Raw genomic sequence first — 3921 nt, forward strand, 5'->3', positions numbered from 1 at the left:
TATGAGGTTATATCCATTTTTCCTTTTACAGCTTCACCCTCACAAATAAAGCCTAAAACATAATCTGATGACTCAAGCTCAACTCTACCAATACCTAAAGGATATGGAATTAGCTGCATAAAGTAACCTAACTTATCCTTTGAAATAGAATAAACTTCAACCTCAAGACTTTCTCCATTATCAGAATTTCTCACCAGTCCTGGTTTTATGACCTTACCATCATCACTAACAATATACATTCTGTAGTTTTTTGATGTTCTAGTACTTTTTACAAATCTCCCCCCCCAGATCTGATAGCTGAGAGTTTAGAACAAATCCTTTTAAATGAGCTCCACAGACACATAGCTGACACTCAGTACTATCAGATACTTTTGAACTTTCTTCAACGACATTGAAAGGTAGCAGCATAGAGCCTAATGGATATCTTGTGTAATTTGAGTACCTAGCAGCAATATCTAAAAGTGCATCATCTTTAAATGCCTTAGTGAAGAAGGTTACTCCAAAAGGAAGATCCTTTTTCTCTCCTGTCTGTCTAAATCCTGCAGGAACAGCAATAGCACTAAAATCAAGAAGATTCATAAAGTTTGTATAGTAGCCGATATTTGAATTGAGTTTGATTGGATCGGCTAATACCTCCTTAATGGAGTATATTGTTGGAGCTGTCGGAGTTACTATAAAATCAACCTTATCAAGAATTTCATCAGCCACTCTCTTATATTCAAGAAGCTTGTATCTATCATTGTAGCTATCTACTGCTGAAAACTTCTGTGAATTACCGATAATTGTTCTGATTACATCAAGACACTTATCTAGATCCTTTTCAAAAAACTCCCGATTACCAGCAAATCGCTCTGCAACAAAAGATCCTTCATACAAAAGTTTTGCTGCATTGACAAAAGGAGATATGTCGATTGTTACTGCTATGCCACCAATACTCTTTAGTGACTCAACAGCATTGTCAAAAAGCAAAGATGCCTGAGTATCATTAAAGAATTCAAGAGACTTTTTATCTGGAACACCAAAAGTAAAAGTCTTAGAAAACAGATCATTTTCAACATAGTGACGAGAACAGATATCATCTTTATCGTACTGTCTTATAACAGAAAAGACTGTTTTAAGATCATCTGTTGATTTTGCAAATACAGTCAGACAGTCTAGTGTTTTGCAAGCAGGAACTACTCCATTTATGCTTACAGCACCTACAGTACCTTTAAGTCCAAAAATATAATACGTATTTTTGCACCAATTAAGTTCAGTAATTACTTTTTAAGGACACTTAATGAAGTTATATAAGGTTTTTTTGTACTTTTCAGTGCAATTAAAAAATTAAGATAGCCTCTTAATGAAAGAATCTGTTTTGAAAATATGCTCAGATTAAAAGGAATACAAAGAGATGTTTTACTCAAGGAAAAATATGTGAAGAAAACAATCAATCTGTTGTACGTCTTAAAAAAAATTCCACTTTTTATCCCCAAAATATTCAAATTTCACCATTATTGATCTTAATGCACTATTATTATGCATAACATTTTCTTATACTATCTTATTGTATTTAAAGTATTTTTATTAGGTTTTACACTATCAGTGCAGTAACACCCACATTTTTCTATATAAAATCGCACCAAAAATACGCTTTTCAATATTAGTGCAAATGGCTGTGATAACATTTTTTTCAAGATGAAATGGCACCTTTTTTGGCCATACTATAACAACAGCTAAAGGATAGTATATGTGTTCTATATTCGGAATATTTGATATTAAAGAACATCCCGAAGCTCTACGACAGGTTGCACTCGAAAATTCAAGACTACAGCTTCATCGTGGACCAGACTGGGAAGGTATTTATCAGGGCAAGAGCGCAATTATTGTGCATGAGAGACTGTCAATCGTTGACCCTCAGAATGGAGCTCAGCCACTGTATAATGAAAACCGCAAGCACATTCTGGCTGTTAATGGTGAGATCTACAATCACAAGCAGTTAAAAGAAGAATTAACTGTAGACTATAAATTCAAAACCGGATCTGACTGTGAGGTTATTCTTCCTCTGTATGAGGAGTTTAAAAGAACCGGCAAGAACTTCGTTGATCGTCTGGTAGGTGACTTTGCTTTTGTCATCTATGATGAAGAAGACGATACAATCTTTGCAGCACGTGATCATATGGGTATCAACCCAATGTATGTAGGTTCTGATCGTGAAGGCCGTTTCTACATAGCCTCAGAAATGAAGGCATTAGTAAATGTCTGCGATACAGTAAAGGAATTCCCACCTCGTCATTATCTTTACACTAAGGCTGGTGACTACGAATTCAAACAGTACTACAAGCGTGACTGGTTTGAGTATGATAACGTTAAGAATGACAAGGCGGATGTAAGCACCTTAAAAGAAGGACTTATGGATGCTGTAAGACGCCAGCTTATGTGCGACGTGCCATATGGCGTTCTTTTGTCAGGCGGTCTTGATTCATCAGTTATCAGTGCCATTGCAAAATATTATGCACAAAAGCGTATTGAAGATGATGGCAAGACTGATGCATGGTTCCCAAGACTACACTCTTTTGCAATCGGTCTTGAAGGAGCACCTGACTTAAAGAAGGCAAAGGTTGTTGCTGACTATCTTGGTACAGTTCACCACGAGATCCACTACACTGTTCAAGAAGGTATCGATGCACTTCGTGATGTTATCTATCATATTGAAACATATGATGTAACAACAATCAGAGCTTCAACTCCTATGTATCTGATGGCAAGATATATCAAGGCTATGGGCATCAAGATGGTTTTATCAGGTGAAGGCTCAGATGAAATCTTTGGTGGTTACCTATACTTCCATAAGGCACCTGATTCAAAGGAAATGCACGAAGAGCTGGTAAGAAAACTTGATCAGTTACATCTTTATGACTGCTTAAGAGCAAACAAGTCTCTTATGGCCTGGGGTGTAGAAGGTCGTGTACCATTTCTTGACAAGAAATTCCTTGATATTGCTATGCACTTTAATCCAGAAGGCAAGATGTGCCGTGGCGATGTTATCGAAAAGAAACCTCTTCGTGAAGCTTTTGAAGGCATGTTACCTGAAGAAGTTCTATGGAGACAGAAAGAACAGTTCTCTGATGGCGTAGGATATTCATGGATCGATGCTCTAAGAGATTATGCTGAGCAGCAGGTTTCTGACAGAAAGTTTGCACAAAGAGAAACAAGATTCCCTGTAAATACTCCTGTAACAAAGGAAGCTTACCTTTACAGAGAAATCTTTGAAGATCTGTTCAAACTTCCATCTGCCGTCAAGACCGTACCTTATGGTAAGTCAGTTGCATGCTCTACCCCAACTGCAATTGCCTGGGATGCTAAGTTTGCTCAGATGAACGATCCATCAGGACGTGCTGTAACAGACGTACACGAGCACTCCTATGAAATGGGACATAAGATGTAGGAAACAATCTACCCCACTTTAAAAGTGGTGGCTTCTTGTTCTATTAAACTAACTAAAAATGAGGACTCAGTCCTCATTTTGTCTTATCTATTATGTCCATCCTTACATCATAGAGATTTTTTAAAAATACATCTTGCCATTGGCTTCTGCTGCGGCTAGTGAGCAACGTTCTTTTCAAGGATGGCAATGATAAAAGACATATTTTATCTTTAGTAAATTGCTTGATATAGTTGATTAACTTCTGTTTTCTATGCGAAATAAAATAAGCTCCAAAAGATTCAAATTTGGCGCTTAGCAAAATTATGCTCCCAAAAATTCTATTTTTGGGAGCATCCCCATCTCACTTTAATATAAAAAGCACCGAAAGGAATATTGTCATTTCTTTTTCAGTGCTTTTCACAGATTCAGTGAAGAACTTTTTTACTAAGGCTCTAGATTCAGAGATTTAGTTCGCGTTTTATTTTTCAAATAATCGCCCATATTTTTTCACTTTT

2 protein-coding genes and 1 pseudogene are annotated in these 3921 nt (G+C 36.7%); 1 reads left to right on the forward strand and 2 read right to left on the reverse strand.

Features of this window, described 5'->3' with window-relative positions:
* Together ACJML3_RS07130 and ACJML3_RS07135 are read right to left on the reverse strand one after the other, a co-directional pair.
* Positions 1 to 239, reverse strand: a pseudogene (locus ACJML3_RS07130) (allophanate hydrolase); the annotation flags it as partial.
* Positions 240 to 258: 19 nt separating this feature from the next.
* Entirely contained in the window at positions 259 to 1260 is a 1002-nt protein-coding gene (locus ACJML3_RS07135; protein WP_406021899.1) for an amidase family protein, read from the reverse strand.
* 469 nt (positions 1261 to 1729) lie between these two features.
* Between ACJML3_RS07135 and asnB the strand changes: the two genes are divergently transcribed.
* A complete protein-coding gene (asnB, locus tag ACJML3_RS07140; RefSeq protein ID WP_406021897.1) occupies positions 1730 to 3427 on the forward strand; it encodes an asparagine synthase B in 1698 nt (565 codons plus the stop codon).
* The last annotated feature ends 494 nt before the right edge of the window (positions 3428 to 3921 follow it).

The sequence above is a fragment of the Succinivibrio sp. genome (assembly GCF_045124615.1).
Classification (GTDB): domain Bacteria; phylum Pseudomonadota; class Gammaproteobacteria; order Enterobacterales; family Succinivibrionaceae; genus Succinivibrio; species Succinivibrio faecicola.